Origin of the sequence: Mesorhizobium sp. M3A.F.Ca.ET.175.01.1.1, assembly GCF_004791945.1 — a bacterium.
Lineage (GTDB): Bacteria > Pseudomonadota > Alphaproteobacteria > Rhizobiales > Rhizobiaceae > Mesorhizobium.
On record NZ_SRTP01000457.1, the window covers coordinates 1 to 278 of the forward strand.

General features: G+C 66.5%; 1 protein-coding gene. It reads left to right on the forward strand.

Annotation, left to right across the window (positions count from 1 at the left end; all coding sequences use genetic code 11):
• On the forward strand, positions 1 to 278 hold a 278-nt coding region (locus EN818_RS32420; RefSeq protein WP_135906784.1), incomplete at both ends, for a L,D-transpeptidase.

Below are 278 nucleotides of genomic sequence, written 5' to 3' on the forward strand. Positions count from 1 at the left end.
GGCCGACACCACCTTGGTGGTACCCGATGTCGGCCGCGGCGGTCCTCCAGCAGCCGTCGCCAGCGTCGAGGTCGACAAGGCAACTCGGCAGGTGCGCGCGCTCGATCCGTCAGGCAGACCGCTCGCGGTCTATCCCGCTTCGATCGGCAGCGAGGACAAGCCGGCGCCGAGCGGCACGGCGGAAGTCAGGCGCGTTGTCCACAATCCGACCTATCACTACGATCCGAAATTCGCCTTCAAGGGCGTCAGGAGTAAGCGGCCCTTCACCATCGCCAAGG